15 protein-coding genes are annotated in these 16,735 nt (G+C 43.9%); 11 read left to right on the forward strand and 4 right to left on the reverse strand.

Annotation, left to right across the window (positions count from 1 at the left end; all coding sequences use genetic code 11):
• Positions 1–198 precede the first annotated feature (198 nt).
• From ACO06Y_RS07685 to ACO06Y_RS07725, 9 genes are all read left to right on the forward strand, one after another.
• A complete protein-coding gene (locus ACO06Y_RS07685) occupies positions 199–885 on the forward strand; it encodes a response regulator transcription factor (RefSeq protein ID WP_422083254.1) in 687 nt (228 codons plus the stop codon).
• Positions 885–1,949, forward strand: a complete 1,065-nt coding sequence (locus ACO06Y_RS07690) for a sensor histidine kinase (protein ID WP_422083255.1) — start codon at positions 885–887, stop codon at positions 1,947–1,949. The genes ACO06Y_RS07685 and ACO06Y_RS07690 overlap by 1 nt, the downstream gene beginning before the upstream one ends.
• 173 nt (positions 1,950–2,122) lie before the next feature.
• Complete coding sequence (gene trmB, locus ACO06Y_RS07695) at positions 2,123–2,791, forward strand: tRNA (guanosine(46)-N7)-methyltransferase TrmB (protein ID WP_422083256.1); 669 nt, start codon at positions 2,123–2,125, stop codon at positions 2,789–2,791.
• 3 nt (positions 2,792–2,794) lie between these two features.
• Positions 2,795–3,430: a LysE family transporter gene (locus ACO06Y_RS07700; protein ID WP_422083257.1), complete on the forward strand. Its 636-nt coding sequence runs from the start codon at positions 2,795–2,797 to the stop codon at positions 3,428–3,430.
• The gene (locus tag ACO06Y_RS07705) at positions 3,420–3,758 is read left to right on the forward strand and encodes an MGMT family protein (RefSeq protein WP_422083258.1); all 339 of its coding nucleotides are present in this window, start codon (positions 3,420–3,422) and stop codon (positions 3,756–3,758) included. The genes ACO06Y_RS07700 and ACO06Y_RS07705 overlap by 11 nt, the downstream gene beginning before the upstream one ends.
• 301 nt (positions 3,759–4,059) lie before the next feature.
• Positions 4,060–4,608, forward strand: a complete 549-nt coding sequence (locus ACO06Y_RS07710) for a LacI family DNA-binding transcriptional regulator (RefSeq protein ID WP_422083259.1) — start codon at positions 4,060–4,062, stop codon at positions 4,606–4,608.
• A gap of 220 nt (positions 4,609–4,828) precedes the next feature.
• A complete protein-coding gene (locus ACO06Y_RS07715) occupies positions 4,829–5,974 on the forward strand; it encodes a P-loop NTPase (protein WP_422083260.1) in 1,146 nt (381 codons plus the stop codon).
• The gene (locus ACO06Y_RS07720; RefSeq protein WP_282162071.1) at positions 5,971–6,210 is read left to right on the forward strand and encodes a NifU family protein; all 240 of its coding nucleotides are present in this window, start codon (positions 5,971–5,973) and stop codon (positions 6,208–6,210) included. The genes ACO06Y_RS07715 and ACO06Y_RS07720 overlap by 4 nt, the downstream gene beginning before the upstream one ends.
• Before the next feature lie 238 nt (positions 6,211–6,448).
• Positions 6,449–6,781, forward strand: coding sequence for a ferredoxin (locus ACO06Y_RS07725; RefSeq protein WP_422083261.1), 333 nt, complete (start codon positions 6,449–6,451; stop codon positions 6,779–6,781).
• Between the two features lie 408 nt (positions 6,782–7,189).
• On the opposite strand, the gene ACO06Y_RS07730 is transcribed toward ACO06Y_RS07725, so the two are convergent.
• The 4 genes from ACO06Y_RS07730 to ACO06Y_RS07745 form a co-directional block, all read right to left on the reverse strand.
• Positions 7,190–8,929: an ABC transporter ATP-binding protein gene (locus tag ACO06Y_RS07730; protein ID WP_422083262.1), complete on the reverse strand. Its 1,740-nt coding sequence runs from the start codon at positions 8,927–8,929 to the stop codon at positions 7,190–7,192.
• A gap of 170 nt (positions 8,930–9,099) precedes the next feature.
• A complete protein-coding gene (locus ACO06Y_RS07735; RefSeq protein WP_422083263.1) occupies positions 9,100–9,477 on the reverse strand; it encodes a hypothetical protein in 378 nt (125 codons plus the stop codon).
• Positions 9,478–9,517: 40 nt separating this feature from the next.
• A complete protein-coding gene (nifJ, locus tag ACO06Y_RS07740) occupies positions 9,518–13,048 on the reverse strand; it encodes a pyruvate:ferredoxin (flavodoxin) oxidoreductase (protein ID WP_422083264.1) in 3,531 nt (1,176 codons plus the stop codon).
• Between the two features lie 292 nt (positions 13,049–13,340).
• Positions 13,341–13,694 carry a 4Fe-4S dicluster domain-containing protein gene (locus tag ACO06Y_RS07745; RefSeq protein ID WP_422083265.1) on the reverse strand — a complete coding sequence of 118 codons (354 nt, stop codon included), beginning with the start codon at positions 13,692–13,694 and terminating at the stop codon, positions 13,341–13,343.
• A 136-nt stretch (positions 13,695–13,830) separates the two neighbouring features.
• On the opposite strand from ACO06Y_RS07745, the gene ACO06Y_RS07750 reads away from it, so the two are divergent.
• Together ACO06Y_RS07750 and ACO06Y_RS07755 are read left to right on the forward strand one after the other, a co-directional pair.
• Entirely contained in the window at positions 13,831–15,702 is a 1,872-nt protein-coding gene (locus tag ACO06Y_RS07750; RefSeq protein ID WP_422083266.1) for a 2-oxoacid:acceptor oxidoreductase subunit alpha, read from the forward strand.
• Between the two features lie 2 nt (positions 15,703–15,704).
• Positions 15,705–16,718 carry a 2-oxoacid:ferredoxin oxidoreductase subunit beta gene (locus ACO06Y_RS07755; protein ID WP_422083267.1) on the forward strand — a complete coding sequence of 338 codons (1,014 nt, stop codon included), beginning with the start codon at positions 15,705–15,707 and terminating at the stop codon, positions 16,716–16,718.
• Positions 16,719–16,735 lie beyond the last annotated feature (17 nt).

Consider the following 16,735-nt stretch of genomic DNA (forward strand, 5'->3'; position numbering starts at 1 on the left):
TAAATGTTACTATATTAAATGAACGTTAAGCCGTTTTGGGATAATCCTATTATCTTTACATTTGGTGAATTGACAGTTTAAAAGCAATGCAATGAGCCATGATAAGGGACTGATTTCCAAGTAACCCGTTCTAAGGCGAATAACCCATCCGTGCCAGTATGGATGGCCTATTGATTTATTGAAAACAAAAGCCAACAGATGAAAAAAAAGGACATTAGAATACTTTTAGTTGACGATGAGGCCGATATTCTGGAAATCGTTAGTTATAACCTATCTTCGGAAGGCTATCAAGTTTTTACCGCCAAAAATGGCGTTGAAGGTGTAGCCAAGGCGAAAAAAAAATTACCCCACCTCATTATTTTGGACGTAATGATGCCCGAAATGGATGGGATTGAGGCATGTGAGATCATGCGAAGTACATCCGGGCTGGAGAATACCATAATTACCTTTCTGACCGCTCGAGGTGAGGATTACTCGCAAGTTGCAGGTTTTGACGCCGGGGCCGATGATTATATCACCAAGCCCATAAAACCCAAGGTTCTGGTGAGTAAGGTGAAAGCGTTGCTCCGTAGACTAAAGGAAGATGCCGATCCACAAGAGGACATTGTCAAGGTTGGCAACATTGTCATTAATAGGGAGGAATATAAAATTGTAAACAACGGCAAGGAAATTGTACTTCCGCGAAAGGAATTTGAACTTTTGGCACTATTGACATCAAAACCCAGCAAGGTTTTTAAAAGAGATGTCATTCTGGACAAGGTATGGGGCAATGAAGTCGTGGTAGGGGGCCGTACCATTGATGTGCATATTCGTAAACTTCGTGAAAAAATTGGTGAAAATCATTTTAAGACGGTTAAGGGAGTAGGCTATAAGTTTGTACTATAATGCCTATTCAGCTTAAGAGGTCATATCGGTTTGCTTTTCGATCTGCAGTGCTAATTACCGTATTCTCCTCTTTGCTTTTAGGAGGTCTATTGTATTTTCTACAGACTTTGGACTGGTCTATTATTTTTCTTTTTTCAATATTGGTCTTTACAACCTCCTTTGCCGTACTTCAGATTAGGATAGAAAAATTCATCTATAGAAGGATTAAAAAGATCTATGACGATGTGGCCCTTTTGGACTCCTCCTCTTTTACTTCCGGCCCCATTACTACGGATATGCGGACGCTTACGGCCGAAATCGAGAAATTTGCACAGGATAAGAAAATCGAAATAGATACCTTAAAAATCCGTGAAGAGTATCGAAAGGATTTTTTGGGCAATGTTTCCCACGAATTGAAGACACCTCTTTTTACCGTCCAAGGTTATATACTTACCCTGCTTGATGGAGCTATGGACGATAAGAGCATACGCAAGAAATACTTGCAGCGTGCCAATAAGGCCGTAGAACGACTCATATACATCATTAAGGATTTGGATTTGATAACCAAATTGGAAGTAGGAGACCTTAATTTGGAACGGGAGGATTTTGATATCATAGAACTTATTCATAGCGTTTTTGATTTGTTGGAAATGAAAGCCACCAAAAAAAAGATTGCCCTTACTTTTGATATGGAGTATACCGAGCCTATTTATGTATATGCCGATAAGGAAAAAATCCAGCAGGTATTGACCAACCTTTTGGTGAACTCCATTAAATATGGGCATATGGATGGCACTTCCGAGGTGAGCGTGGAAAATCTTATCAAAAACAAGGTTATCGTTAGAGTTACCGATAATGGTGAGGGAATTCCGCAAAAACATATCCCCCGTTTGTTTGAACGCTTTTATCGGGTGGATCAGAGCGGTAGTAGAAGCGAAGGCGGTTCCGGCTTGGGCCTCTCCATAGTAAAACATATTATCGAGGCTCATGACGAAAAAATCTATGTGGAAAGTGTAGAGGAAGTAGGTTCGGAATTTTCATTTACCTTGGAAAAAGCAAAAAAAAGTGGAGCGAAATCCATTTGAACATCAAACGGTTTGGAATTCACATTTAACTTCAAAAGGCGACTTGTCCAAGATCGTACTCCATCCAAAGGAGTTCCAAAATTGTTTCACAAAAAGACCTATGGGTTTCGGGAAACAAAATCTTTAAGGAGTAAAGATTTCCTTAGCTTTGCCGTAATCAAAGTAGGGTAGTTGTGGGAAGCAAGAACAAGCTGAAGCGATTTAAGGAGAATGAAACGTTCAAAAATGTGCTACAACCCAACAGGGAGGAAATACGAGCAGGATTTTCCCTTAAAGGCAATTGGCAATCCCATTTCGGCAATGATAATCCCATAGTTTTGGAATTGGGATGCGGCAAAGGAGAATATACTTTGGGCCTTGCCCGTCTTGAGAAGGATAAGAATTTTATCGGCATCGATATCAAAGGGGCCCGCCTTTGGAGAGGAGCCAAAACCGCCTTAGAGGATAATTTAGGGAATGTTGCCTTCCTAAGGATCCAAATAGAACTGATCGATGAATTATTCGCTGAAAATGAAGTATCAGAGATCTGGATTACTTTTCCCGATCCTCAGATAAAATATAAACGTACCAAGCACCGAATGACCAATTTGGACTTTTTGGAAAAATACCGCAAAATACTTAAACCCAGGGGACCGATTCATCTGAAGACCGATAGCGAATTTCTGCACGGCTACACCTTGGGACTGCTACATGGGACCGGTCAGCAGGTTATGTATGCCAATCATGATGTTTATAGGAACGAAGGCAGCCCGCCCGAGGTTTTGGAGATACAGACATTCTATGAACAACAATATCTAGAGGAAGGAAAACCCATTACCTATATCCAATTTAGGATAAATTGACCTATGCAACACTTGCTCATTCTTTTTTTTGCCACATTTTCGGCCGCCTTTATGGCAACGGTGCCGCCCGGACTATTAAATATGAACGCGGCGAAGACCAGTGTGGAAAAGGGAAAATTGAACGGTATTATATTCAGTGCAGGTGTTTCCAGCATGATAATGATACAGGCATACATTGCCGTGCTTATATCAAAATTCCTGAACAAAAATCCTGGGGTCGTTGAGGTTTTGATGGACATTGCCGTTGGCGTGTTCGCCTTTTTCGCCGTCTATTTTTATATAGCCGCCCGCCGAAACAAAAGGAAAGCGCCGAAGCTGGTAAAAGTCAGCAAAAAAAACAGTTTTTTTAAAGGGATGCTTTTGGCCGCGCTAAATCTATTGACCATTCCTTATTACAGTGGTGTAAACATTATGTGGAATGCCAGTGGTTGGATAAAATTCGAAATCTGGGATATTGTTACCTTTATTCTGGCCGTAGGTTCGGGAACCTTTTCCGTATTGTATATGTATACCATATATTTCAATAAATTGGAATCAAGGACCAGCCAATTTTCGAAAAATTCAAACTATATTTTAAGTGTATTAATGGTTGTCCTATTGATCATTACCCTCATTCGTATTTTTAACCATGAAGCCTGAAAATCAAAATTTTTTTCAAAAAGTATACGAGGTGGCCCAGCAGATTCCCTTTGGGCGGGTTACCTCCTATGGCGCAATTGCCAAATATTTAGGGGCGGCCAGAAGTGCACGTATGGTAGGTTGGGCGATGAACGGCGCAGGAAATATGCCCGAGGTACCGGCCCATAGGGTCGTAAACAAAACGGGTCTTCTTACCGGGAAGCATCATTTTGACGGAATCAATCTTATGCAACAATTACTGGAAAATGAAGGCATTCAGGTAGTTGACAATCAGATTGTGGATTTTGAAAAACATTTTTGGGATCCCTTTAAGGAGCTCGGTGGGTAATCTTAACTTGTTAATGAGATTTTATTGAAGTAGACCAGCTTCTGTCTTTTTTCGGTCAAGGCATTCGACAAGTATCTTTCTTTTCTTACTTCGTACGTATTAAAACTTCACCCACTTTCTGAAGATTTTGTTAAATGCGTAAAAAATGTCAAACTACGTGTAACAACCTTTTAAATTGGCTAGTCTATTAGAAAAATAAATCGACCTCGTGCTCAGGGTCGAGGACATTTTTGGCAGTGGGAATGGCTATAACTCACTTGAAATAAGATTGTAATTATTTAAAGCGTAGTATAGGCATATCATGAAATCCGAAATCAACATCAAGCAAATAGCCTATTTGTCCGGTTATTCCAAATCCACAGTTTCCAAAGCGCTGAACAACAGCCGGGAGGTCAGTGAAAAGACCAAACATAAGATTCGAAAAATTGCGGATGCGTATAACTATAAGCCCAATAGTTCCGCGAAGGCGCTAAAGTCCAAAAAAGCATATACCATTGGCCTCATTGTACCAGAGTTCTCCAACACACAGTATGCCCATTTAATGGAGGGGATAGAGGAGGAAGCGGTGCGAAAAAGATATCGTTTGGCGGTATATCAGTCCAAAAACAACTTGCTGCAAAAGAGAAGGTCTATTCGAATGTTTTTTGATGGGAGCATAGATGGGTTGATTATTGTCACCAATGAGCGGTTTGCCCCTAGTTGTGAAATTGATTACGTAAACCAGATCTTGGAAGATTCGCTACCGAGTATAAAGGTGAATTTCTCCGATTGGTCCCATAACAATGGGTCTCCCAGAGCAACGAAGGACATGGGAAAGGAGGTCTTTAAAAAACTGGTCAGGATGTTATAGGATATGGGGAACGCACCCTAAAAATCATTGAACGTACCTACCTTGGAATGGCATGCTTTTAGACAGCGGATAGGTTCTTTTCTGTATAAAATGTGTACAAAGATCCAATAACGGAATTCTATCGCTATATCTTCATTTTCAATCCACACCCTTCTAAATCTCACGTGTAAGACGTATCTTTGTTTAGAATCGTTTTATATAATTGTAAAGAGGATTTCATATGAAAATCGATAAGAAAGCGGTCTTGGAGGCGCTTGAAAAAATCACTGTACCGGGCGAGGGGCAAAATATGGTGGAAAGTGGTGCGGTAACCAATATACAGGTTTTTGGGGATGAGGTGGAGATTGATATTACGATAAAAAACCCCAGCCTGCAAGCTCGAAAAAAGACTGAAGTGGAAATCCTAAAGATTGTCCATAGGGAGGTATATGAAAAGGCCAAGATAAAGATCAATATCAAAGTAGATGCCCCTACCAAACCCAAAGTCAATGAAATTAAGGGGAAACCCATTCCTGGCATCCAAAATATCATTGCCGTGGCCTCCGGGAAAGGGGGCGTGGGCAAGTCCACGGTAACGGCAAACTTGGCGGTTACCCTGGCCAAGATGGGCTTTAAGGTAGGTTTGTTGGATGCAGATATTTATGGTCCGTCCATGCCCATTATGTTCGATGTGGCCCATGAGAAACCGTTGGCGATTACCATTAACGGAAAATCCAAAATGAAGCCCGTTGAGAATTATGGGGTGAAATTATTGTCCATTGGGTTTTTTACACAACCCAATCAGGCGGTCATTTGGAGGGGGCCTATGGCCTCCAAGGCATTGAACCAAATGATATTCGACGCCCATTGGGGAGACTTGGATTTTATGCTGTTGGATTTGCCCCCTGGAACGGGCGATATACATTTAAGCATTATGCAATCCATGCCGGTAACCGGTGCCGTAGTGGTAAGTACGCCCCAGGAAGTGGCATTGGCCGATGCAAAAAAAGGGGTGGCCATGTTCCAACAAGATTCCATTAACGTTCCCGTTTTAGGCATTGTGGAAAATATGGCCTATTTTACACCTGCGGAACTACCTGAGAATAAATATTATATCTTTGGTAGGGAAGGGGCCAAGAATTTATCGCAGGATTTGGATGTTCCGTTCTTGGGAGAAGTCCCATTGGTTCAAAGTATTCGTGAGGCAGGGGATGTAGGTCGTCCCGCTGCATTGCAGACGGCCACTCCAGTGGAATTGGCCTTTGAGGAACTGACCAAGAACGTTGTGCAGGAGTTGGTGCACCGAAATAAAAGCCTTCCTCCGACGGAAGCAATCAAGATTACGACAATGGCAGGCTGTGCTGCAGTTAAAGGCAAGAAAGTATGACATCTGAGGAACTTAAATCAAACGTAGAAAAGGCATTGGAGGAAATTCGTCCCTTTTTGCAAAGTGATGGTGGGGACATCTCTTTGATATCCATAGATGACGATAAATCCGTCAAAGTTCGCTTACAGGGCAATTGCGTAGGTTGTAGTGTCAATCAAATGACCCTGAAAAGTGGTGTGGAGATGACCATAAAAAAACATGCACCGCAAATTGAGGAGGTCATCAATTTAAGCTAAACTCTTTTGAATAACGATTTCTGGAAACGGGCTTCCTGGATTGTTTGCCGGCAAATGGATAGGCCTTTGGATTAATTGCGTTGTTCTAAGGGGCTATTTCACTAATTCAGTTCCTATTGTTTTACCCTTAACTTGTAAACTCCCGGACTTTGTCCGACAAATACCAAGAAAACTGTATTTTTGCGTCTTCTTTTCCAAATTTAAAAGGGGAAAAGATGAATTCTAACTATCGGGATAGATGTCGGATATAAAAATTAAGATTACGGATAGGGAGGGTGTGCTTCACGAGGTCGATGCCCCTACCGATATGAATATGAACTTGATGGAATTGGTACGTTCCTACGAATTGGTTCCTGAAGGCACTATCGGTGTTTGTGGAGGTATGGCTATGTGTGCTTCCTGCCAATGCTATGTAAAGTCCGATCATGAACTTCCCGAAAAATCAGTCGAGGAGGATGCTATGTTGGCCGAAGCCTTTTATGTTGAGGACAATAGTCGTTTGGGATGCCAGATCCCTATAATAGAAGATCTCGAAGGGCTTGAGGTAGAATTGGCCCCGGCGGAATCATAGAGAAGATTCAAGAGACCGGTAATCCAACTGAAAAATCAAAAAAACTTGACTGATCGCAATCGTTGCTCAAAACCCTGTTTATGGTAGATGGGTATACACTTTAAGTGTGGGACTTCCAGTTTCCGCGAATATCTCGATTTCCAGAAGTTAGCGAGTTTACTGGGTTACTAAGTTATTGTTGCGCTCCGCCATAGTAACCCAATATCCTTTGGCAATTTCACGACTTGTTCATACTCCCTCTTTCGTATTGCACGCAGGTATTTTAAATGCATGGTGGTTTAGCTTTTTGATAGGGCACGGGTTAAAGGTTGTTTCCTAAGGGGTTTATAATTTTGCCTGGTGAGAAATGAGAGAGTCTAATATCCAATAGCGTAGCCGGTCTAAACTCTTTCAGTGTTAGCGGTTTTTTTAAATCCTGGCCTGATAGGTAAACAGATTGAAGTACCGGCCTTCCGCGGCAATCAATTCTTCATGGGTTCCCTGTTCTGCGATACGCCCGTTTTCAATGACCAAGATTTGATTCGCCTTTCTAATGGTACTGAGTCTGTGTGCAATAACAAATGTGGTCCGTCCTTTGGTAAGCTCCGCCAAACTTTTTTGTATCAAGGCTTCACTTTCGGTATCCAAACTTGAGGTAGCCTCATCCAAGATCAAAATTTTGGGATTTGCCAAAACCGCCCTGGCAATGGCGATACGCTGTCGTTGCCCACCCGATAGCTTCACACCGCGCTCACCGATCAAAGTGTCCAGGCCATCCTCGAAACGATCGGTGAACTCATTTACATAAGCGGCTTCTACCGCTTTTTCCAGTTCTTTTTCGGTAGCGTCAGGCCTGGGAAACAAAATATTCTCCTTAATAGTTCCCTCGAAAAGGAAGTCGTCCTGAAGCACCACCCCCAAAAACTGACGAAAACTGGTCAGGTCAACTTTGGACATATCATGTCCATCAATGGTAATACTGCCCGAATCCGGACTGAGGAAGCTAGCCGCCAAGCCTGCAATGGTAGACTTACCGGAACCTGAACTCCCCACCAAGGCAATAACCTCACCCGCGGCAGCCTTAAAGCTCACATTATGCAGTACCTCCTTGTCCTCTTCATATGCAAAGGAGACCTGATCAAAGATCATATGGCCCACAATGTTGGAAAGTACGATGGTACGCTCTTTATTATCGGCCTCCGCGGATTCGTTCATCAATTCTTCGGTACGGTCCAGGCCAGCGAGTGCCTCGGTGAGTTGGCTTCCTATATTGCTCATCTGTACGATAGGGGCCACCATTAAGGCCAACAAAAAAGTAAACTCAAAGTATTCCCCCGTACTCAGTTCGCCTTGCATCATTTTATAGCCTCCATAACCCATCATTATTCCCGTGGTCGCCAACCCCAATAGAAAAGTGGACGAACTGGTCATAACGGCGGTGGCGGTTAAACTCTTTTTTACGTTTTCGTACAATCTTCTCACACCGCTCTCAAAGACTTCTGCCTCTTGTGCTTCGGCGTTGAACCCTTTAATGACACGAATTCCACCCAATGTTTCCGTTAGGCGTCCCTTTACCTCTGCATTGATTTTACCCCGATCTCTAAAAACAGGCCGTATTATCTTAAAGGCCTTTAACGCAATGAACGCAAAAAGGATTAGCGGGATAAAGGTCAACAGGGTCATGGTTGGACTGATCCGTAACAAAAGAATTAGGGAGACCACTGCGGTAATGGTGCCCCCGACCAATTGTACCAGACCAGTACCGATCAGATTGCGGACACCTTCCACGTCGCTCATAATACGGGAGACCAAAGCCCCCGATTTGGTATTGTCAAAAAAGCGGATGGGCAGGGAAAGCACCTGCTTTTGAACCTGGGCCCGTAGCTCAGATATCATATATTGGGCCTGTATGCTCAATACTTTGGTCAAAAGAAAGGACATTACCGCTTGGACCAAAAAGGACAGAATGACCACAATGACCAGAATTTTCAATAGATCATAATTTTTATTGGGGACGATATCGTCCAAAAAAAAGCGTAGGGAAATGGGAGCCACAAAGCTGGCCGCCCTGCTGATAACTATGAGTAGCAGACCTAAAAAAACCAACTTTCTTCTAGGCCAAACAATAGTCCTAAAGGCCTTTAGGACACTTACTTTTTTCTCTGCCATGGTACTATTTGTTCTCGAGTGGAGGCCGCAAAGTTAGTTGAAAAAGATGTGGATTTCATTCCATGAACTGGATTCGTTCTTTTTGGGAGGTTAACGTCCCAAAAAATCAAAGGGCCGATTTGAGCTAGTTCAAATCGACCCTTATAAGGCAAGGAAAATCGTTGCGCTTTCTAACTAATAATCTTCTCCCGCCTAAGAAACGTGTCCAAGCTATCGGCTATATCAAAACATCGACTAAATTGTGAGGGTTCATTGCAGAATCTGGAATCCTCCTTATGCGCATTGCATTCAAAACCGGATAAATTAACTTCTTCAAAGTTTTTATTGATTTTTCTACATTGCTCATATAAACGGTCAATAGGCTCCTCGCTGTTCGGAATAGATCCGTTGAGCATAAGAAATCCCTTCAGATAATTCTGGATGGCAAATTGGGAATTACTACAGACCAAGGAGGCGACCACGTCCTCTTCCGGCCTACATAACTCATCATTGGCCTCTTTTAATTTTTGTATCGCTTCATCAAACAATTTGCGGGCCTTGTCTTCCATATCCAATAATTTTAATAGTATACTTTATCCTTGGTATGCGCTACATATTTCTATAGAGTTCCAATCGCTCCCATCGCGTATCTACCTCTTCCTGGGCCTGTTTCAACAATTCTTCCCCTAGCTCCTTGTTCTCCTTGGCCACTCTGGTAAATCGGGTTTCATTGTACATAAAATCGGTAAGGGGCGCATTGGGTTCCTTGGAATCCAACCGGAATTTCTTGCCCTTGGGCTTAGAGGGATCAAAGCGGAACAAGGGCCAATATCCGGTCTCAACAGCTTTCTTCTGCTGCAAGGCACCGTCCTTCAAATCATAACCGTGCTCCCCGCAATGGGAATACGCAACAATCAATGATGGTCCTGGATAGGCCTCTGCCTCTTCAATGGCCTTTAGTGTTTGCATATCCTTTGCGCCCATGGCCACCTGTGCCACGTATACGTTTTCATAGGATACGGCCTGTAACGCCAAACTTTTTTTGCTGGTCCTTTTCCCGGATACGGAGAACTTGGCACTTGCGCCCAGTGGGGTAGCCTTGGAAGTTTGGCCGCCGGTATTGGAGTACACTTCGGTATCCAAAACCATAATATTGATATCCTCCCCGGAAGCCAATACATGGTCTACGCCGCCATACCCTATATCATAGGCCCAGCCATCTCCACCCAATATCCATACCGATTTCCTCCTAAGATATTCGGTAAGCTTGTTGAGTTTTTTGGCATTCGGGTCATCACTAGTATCCAAGATTTGTTTAAGTTCGTCCAAATGTTGGAATTTCTCTTCCCGTTGCGACTCATTCGCTTCGGGATTGTTTAAAATGGCCTCTACCAATTCATTGCCTACCAACGGTTCCAATGATTTCAGCAAATTGACCGCAATCTCCTGTTTTTTGCTCAAGGCCAATTTCATACCAAAGCCAAATTCCGCATTATCCTCAAAGAGCGAGTTGGCCCAAGCCGGACCCCTTCCTGCCTCATTGGTCTTATACGGTGTAGTAGGTAAATTACCACCATAAATAGAGGAACATCCCGTGGCGTTGGCTATCATAATGCTGTCCCCATATAATTGGGTCAACATTTTAATATATGGGGTTTCCCCGCAACCGGAACAGGCCCCGGAGAACTCAAAGAGCGGCTCCAAAAACTGGGAGCCCTTTACATTGGTTATCTGTAATGCGGTCCGATCGTAATCCGGAAGATTTATGAAATAATCCCAATTCTTGTCCTCAACGGATTCAACATCGATTTTCTTATGCATGTTGATGGACTTAAAATCCTCTATTTCCTTGCTCTCTGCAGGGCAAACGGCAACGCAAAGGTCACAACCGGTGCAATCCTCAGGCGAAACCTGCAGGATGTAGGACTCCGTTTCCTTATTGAAGGGCCTTCCCTTGGCAGGTACCGCTTTTAAGCCGGCAGGGGCATCGGCCAAATCTTCATTGGGAACTACCTTGGCGCGTATGGCCGCATGCGGGCAAATGGCAACACATTTATTGCATTGCGTACATAAATCCGTATCGTCCCAAACAGGAATGTAATCGGCTATCCCTCTTTTTTCATATTGTGAAGTACCCGTAGGGAAGGTACCGTCCACAGGGAAAGCGCTGACCGGAAGCTCATCCCCTTTTCCCGCCAATATTTTGCCCAGGATGTCCTTGACAAATGGATCTTCCGTACCGGTCATCATGGGTTTAAGGGCCCATTTATTGGTTATCTTTTTCGGATAGTCTACCTTTTGTAGATTCTCCAGTGATTTATCAACGGCGTTGAAGTTCATTTGTACGATCTTGTCCCCTTTATGTGAGTACGATTTTACAATGGCATTTTTAATTTTTTCAATGGCTTCCTCTTTGGGCAAGACGCCTGATATGGCAAAAAAGCAGGTCTGTAAGACCGTATTGGTACGTTTGCCCAATTTTGCCTCGTGGGCCACCTTGGTTGCGTCTACCACATAGAATTCCAATTCGTTTTCAACGATGTCCTGCTGTAGTTGTTCAGGTAGTTTTTCCCATATCTCGTCCTTGGAATAGGGTGCGTTCAGCAAGAAAGTTCCGCCTTTTTTTATGTTTCTCAGCAGATCATATTTTTCTATAAAATTGAATTGATGACAGGCAATAAAATTGGCCTTATGGATTAAATAGGACGAATAAATAGGTTCCGGACCAAAACGCAAATGCGATATGGTCTGTGCCCCGGCCTTTTTGGAGTCGTATACAAAATACCCCTGCACATAGTTATCCGTGGTTTCCCCAATAATTTTAATTGAATTCTTATTGGCACCCACCGTACCATCCGAGCCCAGACCGTAGAACATGCAGTTGAAGGTCTCTTTGGCCGTCTTAAATCGCTTACCTATCTCCAAACTTGTATAGGAAACATCATCATTGATACCAATAGTAAAGTGCTTTTTGGGAACTGATTTATCCAACTCATCATAGACTGCCTTTACCATGGCCGGATCAAATTCCTTGGAAGATAATCCGAACCGTCCTCCTATGATGGTGGGCAGTGCCCTATCGCTTTCGGCAAATGCGGTAACGATATCCAGATATAAGGGTTCACCTGTACTTCCAGGTTCCTTGGTCCTGTCCAAAACAGCTACTTTTTTTACGGTTTTTGGAACTGCATCGATGAAGTGTTTTATGGAGAACGGTCTAAATAGGCGTATGATTATGGCACCCACTTTTTCCCCGTTTTCTACCATGGTATCCACGACTTCCAGAACCGGGCCTTGGCCGGAACCCATAATTACGATTATCTTTTCGGCCTCAGGATGTCCTACATAATAGAACAAACTATACCTGCGACCGGTATGCTTGTAGAATTCATCCATGGTACCCTGAACGATTCCCGGTACTTTGTCATAATAGATATTGGAAGCTTCCCTGGCCTGGAAGAATACATCCGGATTTTGGGATGTTCCCCGCACTACGGGATGATCGGGATCTAACGACCGTTTTTTATGGGCCATGATTTCATCCTCCGGCATCATGGCTTTTATGACATCGTCGGGTATGGCATCGATCTTGGATATTTCGTGGGAAGTCCTAAAACCGTCAAAAATATTTAAAAAGGGTACCCTAGCTTTTAAAGTAGCTACTTGGGCAATCAAGGCGAAGTCCATAGCCTCCTGTACGGAACCGCCAAAGAGCATGGAGAATCCGGTCTGTCTGGCGGCCATTACATCGGAATGGTCCCCAAAAATGGAAAGCGCATGCGTAGCCACGGTCCTGGCGGCCACATGGATGACATTGGGAAGCAATTCCCCTGCTATTTTGTACATGTTGGGAATCATCAACAGCAACCCTTGGGACGCCGTAAATGTTGTTGTTAAGGCACCGGCCTGTAGGGATCCGTGCACAGCTCCGGAAGCACCGCCCTCACTCTGCATTTCAACGATTCGGGGTACATTGTCCCATATATTCTTTTCACCATTGGAGCTGAACACATCTACGTGCTCACCCATGGGGGAAGCGGGGGTAATGGGATAAATGGCGCAAACTTCATTGGTCTTGTGGGCAATTCTTGCAACGGCCTCATTCGCATCGCAAATGAGTTTTGGGAAATCTTTTTTCATCTTGGACAGCTTGTATTACAATACCGGATTATATAAAAGGTAGTTACTCTATTGTACACAATACACCTTTTTTAATGGTATAGGATTCTTAATTACTTCTATAAAAATAATGCGCGTAGTACTCTCATAACATGATATTTATCAGGAAAACCCTTGGGATGCCCGGTATCGGCAACAACAAAAAACCACCATCGACACTTTCAGATCGATGGTGGTTTTATGACATCATGTCAACTAACTAGAACGTTACATTAAGAATGGCAAAATCTGGAAGATTCATTTAACGAAGAAGTTATTCATCATATAACCAAGCCTTCTTCGCCAACAGTTGTTCTTCCGTTTCAACATGATTGTCATCGGGCACACAACAGTCTACCGGGCAAACGGAGGCGCATTGTGGCTCATCATGAAATCCTTCACATTCCGTACACTTATCCGGTACAATAAAATAGAATTCCTCGGATATCGGTTCGTTTTCGGCATCGGCATCAACCTCTTCCCCGTTGGAGGGCAAGGTAACCATGCCGTTTAATTCGGTTTCGTCCGCGTAGGACCACTCTTGATCGGGTTCGTAAATTGCCGTATTCGGACATTCAGAAATACAGGCATCGCAGTTAATACATTCATCTGTTATAATGATAGCCATTTTTCCCTATTTTTAATGTTTAGATATGTAAATTTAGGAGTATACTTACGGGGAATTAATGATAAAAATCATATTTCCAGGAAAAGGGCGAGATTATTTTTGAGCGCTATTTATTAACCTCTTTTTGTTTTTTCGTATGGCCAAAAAGCCTCTTATATTTGAATATGCGGACCAAGGGAATAAAGTTTTGGAAGCCGTGGTGGTTCGCTTTGTCGGTGACTCTGGAGATGGTATGCAATTGACGGGAACCCAGTTTTCGGATACCTCGGCCATGTTCGGTAACGATGTGGCCACTTTTCCCAACTATCCTGCTGAAATTAGGGCGCCCCAAGGAAGTTTATACGGTGTTTCCGGCTTTCAGGTACATATCGGAAGTATAGAGGTCAATACGCCGGGGGACAATGTAGATTTGCTCGTGGCCATGAATCCCGCCGGCCTAAAGACCAATTTGTATGCCGTGAAGCCGGGGCATACCATTATCGTGGATACGGATTCCTTTGGCCGAAAGAATCTGGAAAAAGCAAAATATGAGACCAATCCTTTGGAGGATGGTAGTTTGGAAAATTATAGGGTCATAGAAGTTGCCATGACTTCACTGACCAAGGAGACCCTTAAAGATCTTACGGGCATTGATAACAAAAGTATTACCCGGAGCAAAAATATGTTCGCGCTGGGCATGGTGTATTGGATGTACCATCGTTCCCCAAAACACACCATAGATTTTTTAAAACGGAAATTTAAGGATAAGCCACTGATTGCCGAAGCCAATACGAAGGTACTTAACGCCGGCTACTATTTTGCCGAGACCTTGGAACTCATTCCCAATGCGTATACCATTGCCCCTGCCAAAATGCCTGCGGGGACGTATAGGATCTTGTTGGGGAATACGGCTACTGCCTGGGGGTTTCTGGCGGCCGCGGAGAAGTCTGGCCTGGAACTATTTTTGGGCTCGTATCCTATTACTCCGGCTTCGGATATTCTTCATGAATTGGTGAAGCATAAGCACTTTGGTGTAAAAACACTACAAGCGGAGGACGAGATTGCAGGAATCACCTCGGCGATAGGGGCTTCTTTCGCGGGAAACTTGGCCATTACCACAACTTCGGGTCCGGGCCTTGCCCTTAAGGGGGAAGCCATGGGCTTGGCCATGATGGTGGAACTTCCCTTGGTAGTAGTGAATGTGCAGCGGGGCGGTCCTTCTACGGGACTGCCTACAAAGACGGAGCAGTCGGATTTGTTGCAGGCCATGTATGGCCGGAATGGGGAAAGTCCGGTTATCGTCGTTGCAGCAAGCACCCCTGCCAATTGCTTCGATTTTGCATATGAGGCCGCAAAATTGACCTTGGAGCATATGACTCCCGTAGTTTTATTGACGGATGGCTATATTGCCAACGGTTCGGCTCCTTGGAAAATCAAGACCATCGCCGAAATGCCCGAGATCAAAAGCAATAGGGTAAAAGAGGCCAAGGAAAATTGGCACCCCTACGATAGGGATCCGGATACGTTGGCACGTAATTGGGCCATACCGGGAACGGAGGGACTGGAGCACCGTATCGGTGGTTTGGAAAAGGACCGCATTACCGGAAACGTATCCTATGTGCCGGAAAATCACGGATACATGACCAAAATCCGATCCGAGAAAATCAAACGGGTCAAGAATTTTATCCCAGAATTGGAGACCGAATTTAGCGATTCCGGTCGTCTATTGGTAGTTGGTTGGGGAGGCACGTATGGTTCCCTGCATACCGCCGTAAAGCAATTGCATGGTGAAGGCCATACGGACATTGGCCTGGCCCATTTTAACTATATTAATCCGTTGCCCCGAAATACTGGGGAAATCCTTAAGAGGTTCGGTAAAATTGTAGTCTGCGAATTGAATAACGGTCAATTTGCGAAAGTACTGCGAATCAATTTTGATGGATTTAAGTTTTTGCAGTTCAACAAGGTTCAGGGACTGCCTTTTGGAAACGATGAACTCGTACAGAAGTTCAAACAACTCATACAGTAATTATGGAAACAACTGCTCCAAAAAAATATACATTCAAGGATTTTGCCAGTGATCAAGAGGTACGTTGGTGCCCAGGTTGCGATGATTATGTGATTTTAAGGGCCATGCAAAAGGCACTTCCGGAAATCGGTGTTAAAAAAGAAGATGTTGTCTTTATTTCGGGGATTGGATGCTCCTCCCGTTTTCCCTATTATATGGATACCTACGGCATGCATGGTATTCATGGAAGGGCCCCGGCCATTGCCACAGGGGTGAAACTGGCGAATCCCGAGTTAAGTGTATGGGTCATTACGGGGGATGGGGATAGTATGGCCATAGGGGGCAATCACCTGATTCATATTCTACGTAGGAACATCGATTTGAACATTGTTTTGTTCAATAACGAGATTTATGGATTGACCAAAGGTCAGTTTTCACCGACTTCCTTGGTTGGACAAAGAACAAAATCCTCGCCCCATGGAAATACGCAACCTCCATTTTCCACGGGTGAACTGGCCTTGGGCGCCCGAGCGCGGTTTTTTGCCCGGGTAGGGGGGAATACACCCAAAGAGATGACGGACTTGTTCATCGCCGCCGAAAGTTTTAAGGGTACGGCGTTGATCGAGGTAATGCAGAACTGCCCCATTTTTAATGATGGCTGCTTTTCCCATTTTACCGATAGAAAGGTACGGGAAGACCAACAGTTGTTCGTGGAGCATGACAAACCGATGATTTTTGGGAAGGACAAGGATAAAGGATTGGTCCTTAATGGACTGCAGTTGGGAGTAGTTACCTTGGGGGAGAAAGGGGTCACGGAAGAGGATATTTTGGTACATAATGCCAAGGCCCAAGATCCTACTTTGCATCAAATGTTGGTGCGCTTATCATATCCTTTGGTTACTGGGATCATACGAAGTTTTGAAGATGTTACCTTGGAAGAACGGGACGATGCCCTTACGGCCCAGGTAAAGGCCAATTCCCATTTTACCAAAACGGACGATTTATTCTTTTCCGGCGAAACCTATGAAGTGAAGTAATTCCCATAAAATAGAAT

Origin of the sequence: Ulvibacterium sp., from assembly GCF_965228935.1 — a bacterium.
GTDB lineage: Bacteria > Bacteroidota > Bacteroidia > Flavobacteriales > Flavobacteriaceae > Ulvibacterium.